Raw genomic sequence first — 15,666 nt, forward strand, 5'->3', positions numbered from 1 at the left:
GTTGCGGTCCGTCATCAGTCGAGGGCCTGGCGGGCGGTTTCCTTCACGCCCAGCAGGGCCAGCAGGCTGACTGCCGCGCCGCCCATGAGCAGGTAGGCCGGACTGAGCAGGTTGCCAGTGCTGCCGATCAGCGCGGTGGCCACGTACGGCGTGAGCCCGCCGCCAAGGATGGCGCCGATGTTGAAGCTGAACGCCATGCCGGTGTAGCGCACGCGGGTCGGGAACTGCTCGGCATAGGTCGGATAGCCGACGGACTGCACGATGGGCATGGGCAGCGCCACCACCATCATGGCGAGAAAGGCCAGGCCGATGCTGTGGTTGTCCATCAGCATCATCATCGGCAATACCAGCACCATGTAGGCGCAAAAGCCGATGGCAAGCACCTTGCGCCGGCCGAGCCGGTCGGACAGTCCGCCCCACAGCGGCATCAGCATGGCCATGGTCAGGCTGACGAACGCCATGATCCAGTACACCGTTGCCTTGTCGTACTTGAGATAAGTGGTCATGTAGATGTTCATGAACACCAGCCCCACCCAGTAGCCCACGTTCTGGCCGAAGGACAGCAGCATCACCTTGACCACGGCGGGCATGTGCGAGGTGAAGACTTCCTTGAGCGGCGCCTTGGGCGGCTCACTGTGTTCCTGGAACTGCTTGAAGGCCACGGACTCTTCCACGCGCTTGCGCACCATCGACGAGATCACCACCATCGGGATCGCCATCAGGAACGGAATGCGCCAGCCCCACGCCTGCATCTGCACGGGCTCCAGCAAGCCGGTGGTGATGCCGCACACGGTCGCGGCCAGCGCGCCGCCCACGGCCACGCCCACCGGCGTGAAGGCGCCGTAGAAGCCGCGCCTGCCCTTGKGGGCGGACTCGGCCACATAGGCCGCCGCGCCGGTGACTTCGCCGCCGGCGAAGAAGCCCTGCGCAAGGCGGATGGCCAGCAGCAGCAGCGGCGCCACGATGCCCGCGCTGGCAGCCACCGGCAGCAGGCCGATGATGCCGGTGGCAATGCCCATGCCGATCACGGTGACCAGCAGCACGGCGCGGCGGCCGACGCGGTCGCCCAGGCGCCCAAGCACGATGCCGCCGATCGGGCGCATCAGGAAGGCGCTGCCGAACACGGCCAGGATGGCCAGCAGCGAAGCCGTGGCGTTGTCGCTAGGGAAGAACAGCGGGCCAATGGTGGAGGCCATATAGCCGTACACGCCGAACTCGTAATACTCGATGGCGGTACCGGCCGCGGCGGCCATGGCGGCTTTGCGGGCGACGGTATTGCCGGTTGCCGGCGCCGTGGCAGGGGTGGATGCCGGCGCCGCGTCGGGCATCGGCAGGGATGAGGTGGGGGCGTTGGACATGTTGTCAGTTTCCAGGATGCAACGGGGTAGAAAATCCAGTCMAGGCGTKGTGAAACCCCTGGATGAACCAGCGCTGAAGYACGAACACCTGCCACGATGGCCGTCCTGTGCCTGAAACTTCCTGGTGCACAGKCCGGGCTCGCGTCTTGTTTTTATTTCCGGAGAGCTAACCACCTGCMGGGAATCGCGGGCCTTTAAAAGCCACCGGGATTCATGCTTCATCGATTACACCGGATACTTTGCAACAAGCATGCCAGCGGCGATTTCGTTAAAAACACGGAATTCCGGGCGTTACGATTCCTGACTGAGAAAAGCCATATGATTCGGGGATTTAATGCGCCCCGCCGCACCACAACAATGAACCTGTCGTCCCGCCCTGGGGCAGTAAACGCACCGAAACCGGTATCGTCCGCAGCCAGCTGGTGATTCATTTCCCAACCCACGGGATCATTGAGAAAACGGCCAGACCGTACGGCCCGGCCGACGCCACCAAATCTATGTCAGCGGCGAATTTACAGCTTTATCAACAGCGTGCTTCAAGCAGCAGGAATAAAGCTGCCCAATACCTGGCCTTCTTCCACCATTTCACCTTCGGCCACGCAATACGATTCGATATAACCTGCCGATCCGGCCTCAATCGGTATTTCCATTTTCATGGATTCGATAATCAGAAGCGTGGCATCCTTTACCTGCATCTCGCCGGGCTGCGCCACGAGTTTCCAGAGGGTGCCAGCGGTGTCTGCCACGATGGATATGGGGGATTTTGTGTGGGGCATATTCTGTTTGTCCGTAGCTATCGTGATTGCGGTGCGCGCACCGTGATGCCCTCCGCCTCCAGCGCGGCGCGGATGCGGCGGGCAAACCCGGCCGCGCCCGGCTGGTCGCCGTGGATGCAGAGCGTGTCCGCCCGGACCGGCACGTCCACGCCGCCCAGCGAGCGCACCACACCGTCGCGCACCATGCGCAATACCTGCGCGATGGAAGCCTCCACATCGGTGATCATGGCGCCGGGATGGCTGCGCGGGGTCAGCGAGCCATCGTCCTGATACGTGCGGTCGGCAAATACCTCCTGCGCCACCGCGAGTCCGGCCTCGCGCGCGGCCGTGACCAGCGCGGAGCCGGCCAGGCCGTAGAACACCAGCGACGGATCCACATCGCGCACCGCCTCGCACAGCGCGCGCGCCATGACGCCATCGCGCGCGGCCTGGTTGTACAGCGCGCCGTGCGGCTTCACATGCGCGAGCCGGCTGCCGGCCGCGGCGGCGAACGCCTGCAGGGCGCCAACCTGGCAGACCGTGATGTTGTAGATCTCCTCGCGGCCGAGCTGCATGGCGCGCCGTCCAAAACCCTGCAGATCCGGAAAGCCCGGATGCGCGCCGAGCGAGACACCGAGMGCAGTGGCGGCGCGCACGGTGGCTGCCATGGTCTGCGCATCGCCCGCGTGAAAACCGCAGGCAATATTGGCGGAGGTGRCATGCGGCAGCACGGCCGCATCGTCACCAAGCCGGTAGATACCGAAGCTCTCGCCCATATCGCTGTTGAAATCGATCTCAGCCATGCGCGTGCTCMCCTGCCGTTGCCGTATCCATGGCTTCGAATATTGCGTCCTGCAGCAAGGCAAGGCGCTGGGCTTCCCGCAGATCGATCAAGGCAAAGCGCACCGCCTCGCTCGGCATCTTCTGCGCCAGGCGCGGCAGGTCCACCGCGCACACATGGGCAATCTTGGGATAGCCGCCGGTGGTCTGGCGGTCCGCCATCAGCACGATGGGCTGGCCATCGGGCGGCACCTGGATCGTGCCGAAGGCCACGGCCTCGGACAGCATCTCGGCAGGTGCGGCCAGCGCGAGCGGCGTGCCTTCCAGGCGATACCCCATGCGGTCCGATTGCGCGCCAATGCGAAACGGCTCGCTGACGAGCGCATGCCTGGCCGCATCMGAGAAACACGCCCATTCGCGTCCGGCGACGACGCGCACGGGCAGATCGGGCGCGGTGAGGACATCGGCCGGAAACGCCGGGGAACCGGCATCGCGGACCGGTGCGGCCACGCCGCCGCGCAAGGCAATGTGGTCGCCCTTGCGCAACGGCTTGCCGGCCGCGCCGCCATAGCCGCCGCGCACAAAGGTGCTGCAACTGCCCATGACCGGCGTCAGCGCAAAGCCGCCGTGCACCGCAAGGTAAGCGCGCAAGCCGCTGCGGCGCTTGCCGAAGGCCAGCACCGCGCCCGCGGCGACGGGCACCGCACGGTTCAGCGGCACGGGCGCGCCGTCGAGCGTGGCATCCAGATCCGCGCCGCACACGGCAATCACGGCCGGCTCATGGAACAGCAGCGTGGGGCCCATCAGCGTGATCTCCAGCGTGGCTTCTGCCGCGGCGTTGCCGGCCAGCGCGTTCGCCAGCCGGTGGGCGCGCTCGTCCATGGCGCCGTTGGCCGGCACGCCGAGTTGCTGGTAGCCGTCGCGGCCGAGATCCTGGAAGGTGCTCAACGCACCAGGCTTGATCACTTCGATGCTCATGGCTGCACGCCTCCGTCCGCCTGCATGGATTCGAATACGTCGGAAGAGATCGGCACGAAGCGCACACGATCGCCGGCGGCCAGCAGGCACGGCGACGCGCGATGCGGGTCAAACAGCGCCACGGGCGTGCGCCCGATCAGGTTCCAGCCGCCGGGTAAGGTCATGGGATAGATCACGGTCTGCCGATTGGCAAGGCCAATCGAGCCCGCCGCCACCGCGGTACGCGGCGTGCTCCGGCGCGGCGGCGAAAGGCGCGCGTCGAAGCGGCCCACATAGGGATGCCCCGGCGCGAAGCCCAGCATCAGCACATCGACCGGCTCGGCGCTATGCAGCGCGATGACCTGGTCGGGCGACAGGCCACAGGTGGCTGCCACATCGTCCAGGTCGGGACCATGCTCGCCGCCATAGCAGACGGGAATATCGATCACCAGTGGCGCGCCCGCGCTTGACGAAAGCCCTTCGCGCAGGAGTTCGCCGATCATGGCCGAGAGCACCTCGAACAKGGCGCTGGTACCCGTCGCGCGGGCCACGGCGATCGGCTTGTAGTGCACGCCCACGGTGGTCAGGGCGGGCACGATGTCGGTCACGCCGGGCAGGGCCGCGGCGGCGATCCGCGCCGCTGCCGCGCACGCCTGGCGGTTGATGGCGATATCCGCCACCGTGCCGAACTCCACAATCAGGCAGCGATCGCCGGACGGCGCGATCCGCCAGGACGTTTGCGCGGCCGGCGCGGCCTGTTCCACGTCCTGCGCGATCATGCCCGCACCTCCACGGCGGATGGCGCAGGCACAGCCACCGGCGCGGCGGACTCGCCCACCAGCACCGCCAGCTCGCGCTCCACAAAACCGGTATCGACGCGCCCGGCACGGAAGTCCGCATGGTCCAGCACGCGGCCAAGGAACACGGCGTTGTGCCGGATGCCTTCGATCACGGTTGCGCCGAGCGCCGCCTGCATGGTGGCGATGGCGGTTTCGCGGTCGGTGCCAAAGGCAATCAGCTTGGCGATCATCGGATCGTAGAACGGCGTGATGGCATCGCCCTCGCGCACGCCGGTGTCCACGCGCAGCCCGGCCATGCCCGCCGGCAGGCAAAAGCGCGCCAGCTTGCCCGGCGATGGCATGAAATGGCGCGCCGGGTTCTCGGCATACAGCCGGCACTCGATGGCCGCGCCGGCCCGTCGGATATCTTGCTGCGCGCAGGGTGCGAGCGTGCCGGCGGCGAGCCGGATCTGCGCCTGTACCAGGTCCCAGCCTGTGATGGCCTCGGTCACGCCGTGCTCCACCTGGATGCGCGTGTTCATCTCCAGGAAGAAGTACTCGCCGCTGTCCGCGTCGAKGATGAACTCGACCGTGCCCGCGCCGCCGTAGCGCTGGTGCGCGGCCAGCGCCACCGCCGCCGCGCTCATGCTGGCCAGCACGGCGGCCGGCACATTGGGCGCCGGGCTTTCTTCAATGATCTTCTGGAAACGGCGCTGCACCGAGCATTCGCGCTCGAACAGATGCACCGCCGTGCCATCACCGAAGCCAAACACCTGCACCTCGATATGGCGGGCGCGCGGGACATAGCGCTCCAGGTAGATGCTGGCGTCGCCAAAGGCCTTCAGGGCCAGTGCCTGGGTGGACGCCACCGTGGCCGCCAGCGTGTCTGGCCCGTCAACGCGCTTCATGCCGATGCCGCCACCGCCGCCGGCGGCTTTGACCAGCACGGGATAGCCAACGCGCTGGGCCTCGGCGTGCAAGCGCGACAGGTCTTCGGGCAGGAAGCGGATACTGCCGGGCAGCACCGGCACGCCGCACGCGGCGGCAATATCGCGGGCGCGGTTCTTGTCGCCCATGTTCTCGATCGACTCGACGGACGGGCCGATCCACTGCATGCCTTGCGCTTGCGCCGCACGGGCAAACACGGTGTTCTCGGAGAGGAAACCATAGCCCGGGTGCACCCATCGGCGCCGTGCGCCGTGCCAGCGGCGAGCACCGCTTCCACATTCAGGTAGCTCTGCGCCGCCGGCGCGGGACCTACCGCAACGGCAATGTCGGCCATCTMGCAGTGCAACGCGCCGGCATCGGCGGCGGAATGCACAGCTACGGTTTCCATGCCGAGCGCCTGCGCGGCGCGGATGATACGGCAGGCAATCTCGCCACGGTTGGCAACCAGGATTCTTCGCATATCGACTAACTCTTGCAGCTACTGCGTGGGGGCGATGCACGCGGGGCGGGCAAGCCCTGCCCCGCGTGCGGCGGCCGGCCTTGTGGCCGGTCTCACTCTGGTCTGACGTGGGTCCGACGTTGGTGTTACTTGGCGAACAGCGAAGCGATATTGGCAAAGGCCTTGAGCTCCAGCGCGTTGCCCGACGGGTCAAGGAAGAACATCGTGGCCTGCTCGCCTACCTCGCCCTTGAAGCGGATATGCGGCTCGATGATGAACGACAGGTTGGCGGCCTTGAGCTTGTCGGCGGCGACATGCCACTGGTCCATCGGCAGCACCACGCCAAAGTGACGCACCGGCACGGCATCGCCATCGACGGCGCTGGTGTGGCGGTGGCCCGCTTCTTCCGGCGYGAGGTGGGCCACGATCTGGTGGCCGTAGAAGTTGAAGTCGACCCAGTCCGGCGCGCTGCGCCCTTCGGGGCAGCCCAGCAGGTCGCCGTAGAACTCGCGCGCGGCGGCGATGCTGTGGACGGGGAAGGCAAGGTGGAACGGGGCGAGGACGGGAGTGATTTCGCTCATGGCGCTTGGGGATTGAAGTGTTCGAAGTGTTGTGGGGGTCGGGTCTTGGCACGCCGCCGGCAACGTTCCGGCCGCTGCACCAATGAGGGAAAGTCTAGGCATGGCAACCAATTAAAAAAAGCGATATATTTTTGACCTTAGCTACACGAAAATTGATGAAACGATCATGCTGCGCGAATTCAAGACCTTTATCGCCGTAGCCCGGCACGGCACCTTTGCCAGCGCGGGCGCGCGCATCGGGCTGACCCAGTCGGCTGTCAGCGCACAGATCCACCGCCTGGAGCAAGAGCTTGKCTTCATCCTGTTCGACCGCACGGGCCGCTCGGCGCGGCTGAACGCCGCCGGCCGGGAAACCCTGGCGCTGGCGGAGGAACTGATGGCGCTCTACGCGCGCATCGGCGAGCACGGCGGCGCCACGGAGCGCAGCGGCATGGTGCGGGTGGGCTCGATCGCCTCGGCACAGGTGTCATACCTGATCGACGCCATGGCCGCCTTCCGCGCCGAGCTGCCCGGCTGCAGGATCCGCGTTGTGCCGGGCGTGTCCCTGAACCTGCTTGGCCAGGTGGATGCGGGCGAGATCGATATCGCGGTGATGATCCGGCCGCCCTTTGCGCTGCCGTCGGAGCTGGAGTGGCGCACGCTGGTGATGGAGCCGTTCGTGCTGCTGGCGCCGGCCGCCATGGCAGGCCAGGCGTGGAGCGACGCGCTGGAATCCGCGCCCTTTATCCGCTATGACCGCAGCTCGTTCGGTGGCCGGCTGGTCGACCAGTTCCTGCGACAGTCGCGGCTGGCGGTGCAGGACGCCATCGAGCTGGACGAGCTGCAGGGCATTGTGCAGCTGGTAGCGCGCGGCCTTGGCGTGGCGCTGATCCCGCAAACGGCGGCGCAAGGCCCTTGGCCGCATGGCGTGACTGCCCTGCCACTTGGCGACGATACCTTTCACCGCGAGATCGGGCTGGTGRAGCGGCCGCGCCATAGTCGTCAGCCGGTGGCAAGCCGGCTCGCCGAGTACATCAGCGAGGCGGCGTCAGACTACAAGGTGTAGGCAGCCCACATCCCGCCCGCCGCCTTGCACGACGTCGCCCCCTTCAGCGCGTCCCGCGGTTGCCTGACACGCGCGTCGGAAGGTTGTCTCCTTGGTAGGAGACCGCGCCAAACCGGGGGCGAGCGACCGGACCACAACTCCTGCTTCCGGAATCGACATTCGCGCATTCCTTCATTTGCTCTTCGCAAAGGAAGGCGATGCTTGACAGCCGCCTGTGAGCATGCTTTCTCCGGCCAAGGCCGGCGCACATAGCCCGTCTGGTTGATGTCATGCGCAACGCCGATCCCGCCTTCTGGTTCGCTCGGTCACGATCCCGCAACGGCAGGTCACGTTCGTCCGAAATACGCATCTTGTGCCTTCTGGAGGCGATCGACGCGCCTATTTGAACTTCAGGCGGGACAAGAGGAACGCGGCCCGGCCAGCGTGCGTGAGAGATGCCATCGAGAGAGATGGATAAGTATTTCTTTTGGGGTAATTGCTTCGGCGCGCTCGCTACTCCAGCGCGCGACCACCAGCCACGGCATCGCTTGAGGCCRCCCAACGCCGGACGGCTGKGCGTCGGGGATGCCTGGTTGTAAGGTCTCTCCGACAATACTATTTCTTCCTCCGAGTTTTCTGCGCGGGTCCACCGTAGGAGGCCACCAGCAGATCGTGGAACGCCTGTGCGGCTGGAGCCAGCGGTCGGCCTCGAAGCTTGATGATACCGATAGTACGAACGATCTCCGGCTCGACCAGCGGGACGCTGACCAGGCCGGCCGGATGGTTGGCAGGCACGGCGTAGGCCGGCACGGCACCTATGCCGATGCCCGCTTCGATCAGGCTCACCAGCGCCGGTACATGACGGACTTCGCAGGTCCACGCCGGACGTGCTGCGACCGCCGATAAGCCTTGATCGATCAGCATGCGATTGCCGCTTCCCGGTGCGAGCGTCACGCATTCGTACTCTGCCAACTCGGTCCAGGTGACCTGACGCCTCTGCGCCAGAGGATGCTCCGGCCGGCACGCAAGGACGAAGTGCTCCTCAAGCAGCGGCTTGAACTCCAGATCCGGCTCTTGGGTTCCCAGGTAACTGACGCCAAAGTCCGCCTCCGAGCGCCCCACAGCCAGCAATATCTCCKAGGCGGTCTCGTCCAGCAGACGCACGTGGATACKGGGGTACGCCTGGTGGAATTTCCTGACCACATCCGCCAGGAAGCTACCGATGGCGGAAGGAATGCAGGCMACGGAAACCTGCCCACGAAGGCGGTCAGACAAGTCCGTCATGCCGAGCAACGCACTCTCAAGCTCGTTCAGGACGTGCCGGGCCTTKGGTATGAAGTTCCTGCCCATCGCGTTGAGTTCCACCTTGCGGGTGGTGCGCTCAAGCAGGCGGAATCCCAGCGCTTGCTCCAGTTTGTCKACCCTGCGTGAGAGGGCCGGCTGGGAAATATGCAGCGTCGCCGAGGCCGCCCGGAAGCTGCAAAGGTCCGCAACAGTCACAAATGCGCGCAAATCTGCGAGATCAAAATTCACTMGATTTCGGCATCAATCGATAGGATATTTGCACTTTACAGCAAATTCCATCCACCCGATCATTGCCGCTCAGTCATGCGTGCGGTCCGTGGGAGTACCCGCGCAGACCACGCTACCGGTGGCAACGATCCATGGCTGGCACGCAACCAAAATAACGGAGACACACGCATGTCCATTTCCATTCGCGGTGTGCTGGCCGCGCTGGCGGCATTCCCGCTGCTGGCGGGGGCCGAGCCCGCCTATCCTTCCCGGCCGATTACGCTGGTCGTCCCGTTCGCGGCAGGCGGCGGCACCGACAGCATCGCGCGTGACATCGCGAAGAACATGTCGGATCGCCTTCACCAGCCGGTGATCATCGATAACCGTGGCGGCGCTGGCGGTGCGCTGGGTGCTGACATCGTGGCCAAGGCCAGACCGGACGGCTACACGCTGCTGTTCGCCACGTCGACCTTCGCTACCAGCGCGGCCGTCGAACCCAGGCTMCCGTATGACCCGGTCAAGTCCTTCACTCCGGTCGCCATGATCGGCCGCGGGCCGCTACTGGTCGTGACCTCGAAGCAACTTGGGGTGCAGAACATGGCGCAGTTGATTTCGGCTGCGAAGGCACGACCCGCTGGCTTGAATTTCTGCTCGGCCGGCAATGGCAGCATCAACCATCTGGCAGGCGAAATGTTCCGCCAGAAAGCTGGCCTGACGATGACGCATGTGCCCTTCAAGGGCAGTGGTCCGGCCACGGTCGAATTGCTGGCCGGGCGCATCGATCTTTTCTTCGCCACGGTGCCAACCATCCTGCCCTACGTGCGTGGTGGCAAGGTGTCAGTGCTGGCGGTCACCAGCACGAAKCGCTCGCCGCTGTTCCCCAATGTGCCGACGATTGCCGAGGCAGGCGTCGCGGGTCTCGACATCACCACCTGGTGGGGCGTGCTCGCGCCAGCCCGAACGCCGGCACCCGTCATCGAAGCACTCAATCGCGCGGTCAATGAAGCCGCCGCTGCCGATCCGGTCAAGGCGCGGCTGGTGCAGGAAGGTGCCGATTCCGCCCGGCTCACGCCAGCCGCCTTTGGTCAGGCGTTGAACAAGGAACTMGCACTGTGGCGCGGCGTGGCAAGCCACCCGGGCATGCAATGGCAATGAGGAGGCTCCCCGCTTCGGTTCGATCAAGGAGACATGGATTGGAAACGGCCATCACAGACGCGCGGGCATTCACGGGCCGCAGACGATTCCTGCGCACTGGCGTTGCCGCCGCGGCCAGCGGGCTGCTCGGCACCGCGTGGGCAAGCAAGGACTATCCGGCAAAGCCCATCACCGTCATCGTGCCCTATGCCCCTGGCGGGCAAGGCGATGTCTTTGCCCGGTTGATCGGTGAACGGCTCGCCCGTGCACTGGGGCAACCGGTGGTTGTCGACAACCGGCCCGGCGCAAGCGGGGCACTGGGCAGCCGGTTAGTGGCCAGGGCCCCGGGCGACGGCTATACGCTGCTGTTAGGGCAAACCGGTGAGATTGCGATCAACGGATCCGCCATGAAAGCGCCCGGCTATGACACGCTGAAGGACTTCCGGGCCGTCGCGCTGGTCGGCAACGCGCCGCTGGTGTTGGCCGCACCCGCCAGCGCGCCTTTCAGCGGCCTGGGCGAGTTGCTGCAGATGGCGCGCAGCAAACCGGGCAGCGTGTCCTACGCGTCGTCCGGCACGGCCACGCCGGGCCACCTGGCAGCGGCCGCCCTGGCCATCGGAACCCGGACCGAGATGGTCCACATTCCGTACAAGGGCGCCGGACAGGCGATCACCGACCTGATGGGCGGGCAGGTGCAGTTCTTCTTTTCCAGCGCCTCCGCCATCATGCCTCACCTCAAGGGCGGCAAGATCAAGCCGCTGGCCGTATCCACCCCCCGCCGGGTGCCAGCGCTGCCCCAAGTGCCTACGGTAGCGGAGTTGGCCGTGCCGGGTTTCGATTTCAGTCTCTGGGGCGGCTACTTTGCGCCACGCGAAACGCCCGAKGCCATCGTCACGCTGCTCAATGCCGAGATCAACAGAATCATTGCCGAGCCTGCCATCCGTGCGCGCTTCGAGGCAGACGGCAGCGCCGTCGAKCCGGTTACGCCAGCGCGATTCGATGCATTCGTGCGCGCCGAACGCCAGAAGTTCGCGCAACTCGTCAAGGCAGCGGGTGCTTACGTTGAATGACCGTGTGCCCGCATATCGCTTTGCTCTTTCCCCTCGCACAATCAAGGACCAAACATGAAAATCGTCGTGCTTCCCGGTGATGGCATCGGCCCCGAAACAATGGCTGCCACGCTMGAGGTGCTGCGTGCCGTATCGTCGCGCTTCCGGCTCAACCTTGAATTCGACCTGGATGTATCCGGCCATGAGAGCCTGCGCCTCCACGGGGCCACCGTGACGCCGGCGTTGCTGCAGAAAGTGAAGTCCGCCGATGGCCTGATGCTCGGACCGATGGCCACCTATGACTTCAAGGATGAAGCCAGGGGCGAGATCAATCCCTCGAAATTCTTCCGCAAGGAACTGGACCTGTACGCCAACGTGAGGCCATCCCGCACCTATCCGGGCCTGCAGCACCGGGCTGGCGAGTTCGACCTCGTCGTCGTGCGCGAAAATACCGAGGGTTTCTATGCCGACCGCAATATCGAGTCTGGCGGCAGCGAGATGCTGATCACGCCGGATGTTGTCATCTCGTTGCGTCGCATTACGCGCCAATGCTGCGAGCGCATTGCACGCTCGGCGTTCGAGCTGGCCATGACACGCCGCAGGCATGTCAGCATCGTGCACAAGGCCAATGTGCTGAAGATCGGCGATGGCATGTTCATCGACATYTGCCACCAGGTKGCGCGCGAGTTCCCGGAAGTACAGGTCGACGACTTCATTGTCGACGCAATGATKGCACACGTGGTGCGCGCCCCGCAGCGATTCGACGTCATCGTCACGACCAACATGTTTGGTGACATCCTGTCCGACCTGACTGCCGAATTGTCCGGCAGCCTGGGCCTGGGCGGCTCGCTGAACGCCGGCAAGGACCATGCAATGGGCCAGGCGGCACACGGATCGGCGCCGGACATTGCCGGCCAGGACATTGCCAATCCTTTCTCGCTGATTGTGTCCGCCGGACAACTGCTTGGCTGGCATGGCCAGCGCAGCAACCTGCCCGCCTTCCTGGCTGCTGCGCGCGCCATCGACGAAGCGATGATCGCGGCGATCCAGTCGGGCGAGGCCACGCGCGACGTCGGCGGCCGCCTGGGCACCGCTGAAACGGGCCGCGCCTTCGCCCGACGCCTATTGGAAGCATAACGACATGCGCGACACTCCTGCGCTACCGGCAGGCGCCTGGGACTGCCACACCMACGTCATCGGCGCGCGCACCGACTATCCCATGGTCGCCCAGCGGCACTACACACCAGGACCGGCATCGCTTGAGGACCTGTTTGCGCACCTGTCGCGGCATGGCCTGCAACGCGTAGTGATCGTGCAGCCCAGCATCTATGGCACGGACAACCGGTGCATGCTCGACAGCCTCGACCGCCTGCAGGGCGCGGGCCGCGGCGTGGCCGTGCTGGACGAGGACGTGGACAACGAGGCCTTGCGTGCCATGCGTGCACGCGGCGTGCGTGGGCTGCGCCTCAACCTGGAAAGCAGCGGCCTGTGCGACGCCGGCGCCGCGCAGGCGGAGCTCGCACGCTGGGCCGGCCGCATCGCCATGTTCGACTGGCACCTGCAACTMTATGCCGACCTGGATGTCATCCTGGCCATGGCTGGCCAGCTTGCGAAACTGCCAGTTCCGGTCGTGCTGGACCATTTCGCCATGGTGCCTACCACACTGGCCCATGACGACGCGCGCGCGATCGCCTTGCTGACGCTGCTGCGCTCCGGCAACGTCTACATCAAATTCTCCGCGCCGTACCGGCTCGCGTCGGCTGGCATGCCGCCGGACGACGCAGCCAGTGCGTGGGCCGCGCTGTTCCTGCGGACTGCGCCACGACACGTGCTGTGGGGTAGTGACTGGCCACACACCGCACGGGATCCGCGCAGGTCACGGCATGAGGTCTCCGCCTACCGGACGCTGCCGGAGGGAGCGCTCGCGCGCTCCATCCGAAACTGGCTGCCCACGCAGGAGCTTAGGCAGCAGGTCCTGGTGGAAAACCCGGCTCGCCTCTACGCGCCGTGATGAGAAAGCTGTGAGGAGAGGTCGTGGCGCGGCCGCCGTGCCCATCTTCAAGGCGGGATGTGGCCGCCTTGTCCAGAAGCCAGGTAATCGCTTGCGCGCTAGATTTCKATCGACGTGGGTTAGGTGAAGAGATTTGGGGCGGCGCCGGATCCGGCGCTGTGCCGTCTGGTGGGAGCGTTGGACTTCAGGGTTGTTCCAGGTGGTGGTTGCTGTGAGCTCCTCAGCGCCGGCCACGGCGGCGTCCTGCGCCCTCGCCTGCACCGCCGTCAGCTCGGCGCGCAGGTCCGCCGCCTGCTCGGCCTTCTGCCGCAGCGTGCGCTCCTGGTCGATCTCGCGCAGCGCGCGGCGCTCGGTGGCCGCAGCCCGTTCCTGCCCCACGGCCACCTGCTCGCGGGTGCGTCCCAGCTCMGTCGAGAATTGGGTACGTAGCTCCAGCAGCTGCCGCTCGAGCGCCTCCACCTGGCGTACGCCCTCCTCCTGACGCGCCCGCGCGGCCGCGTGAGCGTTCCTTCGTGCGCGTCTGTGGGGCAGGCTTGGCAGCCGCCCCTTTAACGCTGACTCCAGGAACGAGATGTCATTATTGCGATGTTGCGATACCAAGCAGCAACAGGGGCCACTACAGGCGCAGAGGGGCTGCCGGATTGACCTGGCAGGGCTTCCCAGTCATTCGCGACCCGCCAGCTCAATCTGGTAGACCATGCGCTGGAGGAAAGTTTGCTGGCCGGGGGCGAGTGAAACAAAGGCGCAGCCAATGTGATGCATATCACGGCGGCCGTGTTGGACTAGCCCTTGCCCCACCACTTGTAGATCGACCTCCAGTTTGCCCAGGTCGCCAAAATCGAGGCTGCACTTCTTCAAAATCGTGCCGACCGACAACTGGCMAGCGCTAACAGCCTTCGAGCGCAGGCCCACTCCGGACAGCGACAAATCGGCGATGTCCAGCGTCAGAATTCGCTCGTCGGAGGTGCGCAGCTCGCAGTTATAAGCCATGTTAACGAGCGCGGACGCACGGGGATGAGAGCGGCGCTCAAAATGGTACAGCTGAGATGGGAAGGCTGCAGCGCAGGCCGGCTCGCCCCGATACTTGACTGGATATGGCCGTCCGACGGTGAAGTCAATTTCTACACCACGTAGCGTAGTGGAGAAAACAATCTCGTCCGAAGCCAGTAACAAATCCCGCTCGGCATCGGTGCGGCAACCGTCGAAGATGAAGGTACCGTTTGCGGGGTCKACCTTCAGCAACGTGGAAGCAATCTCGTATTTGTCGAGGGTGCGGATTCTGACCTCGCACCCTAGCCAAGCGAGATCTAGGAACACAGCACTGATTTGTACGTGCTGGGTCAGTCGGTAGCGGTCATCCAACATGCGAAGGCTTGGCGGTAGCGAGCGATTGACATGTTGCTTGTCGTTGGTGCTGTTGATGTTCATGAAATCGTCCAACAGAGAGGTTTCGACGAGGGCTACTCAAAGAATCCTTGCCGAGGTCGCACCAGCGGATGCCGGTCACACCGCGATGCCATGGAAGCAGGCCGCTGTGTAGCCAAATTCCCTGGCGACCATCGTCATCGCTCCTGCTGTGAGCACGACCCAAAGCAGGAACATAAGGAAGATGCCGACCCACGACTTTCGTGCGAGCTCGTTCAGTCGAATCGCACCTTGGTTATCTCGAAGTTTGGAKGCCATTTCTGTTCCCGTTTCTTGGCGGATGGGGGCGGATCGCGTTCCGAGCCGCTTAGTCCCATCCTACCGACGCCAGCGCGAAGTCAAGTGCGCGCCGAGGTCCCGACAAAGGACTGCAGAATTACAAGGCATCCGATCTTGGGTAAACGGCAGGAAAGTTGCTTCGCTGAAGCCCTACGTTAGAAGGGGGAGTCGAATGGAAGGGACTTCTTTTGGTGCGAATCTGGCGGTAGCCAGCCGGAGAGGCGCTTGCAGTAAGGCTTCGTGGCCGCCCGCACTTTGTGCGGGCGGCGTTCTTGTAATCCATTGATCTGTATGAATTTTTGGTGCCAAACCGCCAGATTTCGCACCCAAAGTACGATCAGCCCTGTAACGGGTTCGGTCAACTGAGTCACTGTGCCCACGCTCCTCTCGTGGACACAGTCGGTCATGCGTGTCCATCGCGAACGATGTTGGCATTCCGTTCGCCCGACGGCCAGATGGTACGAGTCACACGCTTACAGACATTGCTCGGCCGCCCCAAAAGCAAAACCCMCCAGTACTTGCGTACTGAGKGGTTTCAAGGGAGAGCCTGGCGATTACCTACTTTCACACGGGTAATCCGCACTATCATCGGCGTGGAGTCGTTTCACGGTCCTGTTCGGGATGGGAAGGGGTGG

The 15,666-nt window shown here is 64.9% G+C and carries 14 protein-coding genes, 1 rRNA gene and 1 pseudogene; 5 read left to right on the forward strand and 11 right to left on the reverse strand.

Annotated elements, in window-relative coordinates; translation table 11 throughout:
• Window positions 1-14 precede the first annotated feature (14 nt).
• From AC1DKV_RS18165 to AC1DKV_RS18200, 8 genes and pseudogenes are all read right to left on the reverse strand, one after another.
• Entirely contained in the window at window positions 15-1,358 is a 1,344-nt protein-coding gene (locus tag AC1DKV_RS18165; protein ID WP_477137752.1) for an MFS transporter, read from the reverse strand.
• Between the two features lie 536 nt (window positions 1,359-1,894).
• The gene (locus AC1DKV_RS18170) at window positions 1,895-2,134 is read right to left on the reverse strand and encodes an acyl-CoA carboxylase biotin carboxyl carrier protein subunit (protein WP_441620934.1); all 240 of its coding nucleotides are present in this window, start codon (window positions 2,132-2,134) and stop codon (window positions 1,895-1,897) included.
• Between the two features lie 17 nt (window positions 2,135-2,151).
• The gene (locus tag AC1DKV_RS18175) at window positions 2,152-2,916 is read right to left on the reverse strand and encodes a LamB/YcsF family protein (protein ID WP_477137753.1); all 765 of its coding nucleotides are present in this window, start codon (window positions 2,914-2,916) and stop codon (window positions 2,152-2,154) included.
• Complete coding sequence (locus AC1DKV_RS18180; RefSeq protein WP_441620938.1) at window positions 2,909-3,871, reverse strand: 5-oxoprolinase subunit C family protein; 963 nt, start codon at window positions 3,869-3,871, stop codon at window positions 2,909-2,911. The genes AC1DKV_RS18175 and AC1DKV_RS18180 overlap by 8 nt, the downstream gene beginning before the upstream one ends.
• On the reverse strand, window positions 3,868-4,629 hold the full coding sequence (gene pxpB, locus AC1DKV_RS18185; RefSeq protein ID WP_477137754.1) for a 5-oxoprolinase subunit PxpB: 762 nt from the start codon (window positions 4,627-4,629) through the stop codon (window positions 3,868-3,870). Before pxpB ends, AC1DKV_RS18180 begins: the two co-directional genes overlap by 4 nt.
• Complete coding sequence (locus tag AC1DKV_RS18190) at window positions 4,626-5,744, reverse strand: ATP-binding protein (RefSeq protein ID WP_477137763.1); 1,119 nt, start codon at window positions 5,742-5,744, stop codon at window positions 4,626-4,628. The genes pxpB and AC1DKV_RS18190 overlap by 4 nt, the downstream gene beginning before the upstream one ends.
• A 27-nt stretch (window positions 5,745-5,771) precedes the next feature.
• A pseudogene (locus AC1DKV_RS18195) lies at window positions 5,772-6,037 on the reverse strand (biotin carboxylase N-terminal domain-containing protein); the annotation flags it as partial.
• Window positions 6,038-6,162: 125 nt separating this feature from the next.
• A complete protein-coding gene (locus tag AC1DKV_RS18200) occupies window positions 6,163-6,597 on the reverse strand; it encodes a VOC family protein (protein ID WP_477137755.1) in 435 nt (144 codons plus the stop codon).
• Between the two features lie 166 nt (window positions 6,598-6,763).
• Between AC1DKV_RS18200 and AC1DKV_RS18205 the strand changes: the two genes are divergently transcribed.
• Window positions 6,764-7,642, forward strand: coding sequence for a LysR family transcriptional regulator (locus tag AC1DKV_RS18205; protein ID WP_477137756.1), 879 nt, complete (start codon window positions 6,764-6,766; stop codon window positions 7,640-7,642).
• A gap of 594 nt (window positions 7,643-8,236) precedes the next feature.
• On the opposite strand, the gene AC1DKV_RS18210 is transcribed toward AC1DKV_RS18205, so the two are convergent.
• Window positions 8,237-9,154 (reverse strand): LysR family transcriptional regulator, encoded by a 918-nt coding sequence (locus AC1DKV_RS18210; protein ID WP_477137757.1) that lies wholly within the window; start codon window positions 9,152-9,154, stop codon window positions 8,237-8,239.
• Between the two features lie 168 nt (window positions 9,155-9,322).
• Here AC1DKV_RS18210 and AC1DKV_RS18215 point away from each other — a divergent pair, with 168 nt between their 5' ends.
• From AC1DKV_RS18215 to AC1DKV_RS18230, 4 genes are read left to right on the forward strand one after another with little or no spacing between them, the layout of a single operon-like run.
• Complete coding sequence (locus AC1DKV_RS18215) at window positions 9,323-10,288, forward strand: tripartite tricarboxylate transporter substrate binding protein (protein WP_477137764.1); 966 nt, start codon at window positions 9,323-9,325, stop codon at window positions 10,286-10,288.
• Between the two features lie 38 nt (window positions 10,289-10,326).
• Window positions 10,327-11,337, forward strand: coding sequence for a Bug family tripartite tricarboxylate transporter substrate binding protein (locus AC1DKV_RS18220; RefSeq protein ID WP_477137758.1), 1,011 nt, complete (start codon window positions 10,327-10,329; stop codon window positions 11,335-11,337).
• 54 nt (window positions 11,338-11,391) lie between these two features.
• Window positions 11,392-12,453: an isocitrate/isopropylmalate dehydrogenase family protein gene (locus tag AC1DKV_RS18225; RefSeq protein ID WP_477137759.1), complete on the forward strand. Its 1,062-nt coding sequence runs from the start codon at window positions 11,392-11,394 to the stop codon at window positions 12,451-12,453.
• Between the two features lie 4 nt (window positions 12,454-12,457).
• Window positions 12,458-13,327 carry an amidohydrolase family protein gene (locus tag AC1DKV_RS18230; protein WP_477137760.1) on the forward strand — a complete coding sequence of 290 codons (870 nt, stop codon included), beginning with the start codon at window positions 12,458-12,460 and terminating at the stop codon, window positions 13,325-13,327.
• Between the two features lie 663 nt (window positions 13,328-13,990).
• Here AC1DKV_RS18230 and AC1DKV_RS18235 read toward each other — a convergent pair.
• Window positions 13,991-14,755: a flagellar brake protein gene (locus AC1DKV_RS18235; RefSeq protein WP_477137761.1), complete on the reverse strand. Its 765-nt coding sequence runs from the start codon at window positions 14,753-14,755 to the stop codon at window positions 13,991-13,993.
• Between the two features lie 821 nt (window positions 14,756-15,576).
• Window positions 15,577-15,666: ribosomal RNA gene (rrf, locus tag AC1DKV_RS18240) — 5S ribosomal RNA — on the reverse strand; the annotation flags it as partial.

This window comes from Cupriavidus sp. 05T41 (assembly GCF_056396525.1).

What these genes read in the sequence shown, in the direction of transcription:
- AC1DKV_RS18170 (WP_441620934.1), bottom strand. Translation starts at nt 2,134, where the DNA reads ATGCCCCACACAAAATCCCCCATATCCATCGTGGCAGACACCGCTGGC.